2 protein-coding genes are annotated in these 503 nt (G+C 68.8%); both read left to right on the plus strand.

From position 1 onward, the window contains the following. Positions 1 to 219: metal ABC transporter solute-binding protein, Zn/Mn family (locus G3I71_RS46740; protein ID WP_164325022.1), on the plus strand; the 219-nt coding region annotated here is incomplete at its 5' end. Positions 220 to 248: 29 nt separating this feature from the next. Then, positions 249 to 503, plus strand: a 255-nt coding sequence (locus tag G3I71_RS46745; RefSeq protein WP_164325024.1) for an ATP-binding cassette domain-containing protein, incomplete at its 3' end; no start/stop codon positions are given.

The raw sequence follows: 503 nt of genomic DNA on the forward strand, positions 1-503 counted from the left end.
GACCTCCAGGCCCTGGCCAAGAAGGACAACGTCACGACGGTGTTCTTCGAGGCGCTGGCCAGCGACAAGACGGCCAAGACCCTCGCCAAGGACACCGGGCTGACCACCGATGTCCTGGACCCGCTGGAGGGAATCACCGACAAGTCCCAGGGCGCTGACTACTTCGAGGTCATGCGGTCGAACCTGAAGAACCTCCAGAAGGCACTCGGAGCCAAGTAATGACACCAGCAGTCACGGAGGTGCGAGCCATGCAGTCCACGCCCCGCACGGCGGACGACCAGCCCGTCATATCCCTGCGCGGGGCCACGGCCTCGCTCGGCTCGCGCCCCGTACTGCGCGGCGTCGACCTCACCGTCCACCGCGGCGAGGTCGTCGCGCTCCTCGGCGCCAACGGCTCCGGCAAGTCCACGGCCGTGCGCGCCGTGGTCGGCCAGGTCCCGCTGAGCGACGGCACGCTGTCCCTCTTCGGCACCGAGTTCCCGCGCTTTCGGCAGTGGTCGCGG

This window comes from Streptomyces sp. SID12501 (genome assembly GCF_010550245.1).
Classification (GTDB): domain Bacteria; phylum Actinomycetota; class Actinomycetes; order Streptomycetales; family Streptomycetaceae; genus Streptomyces.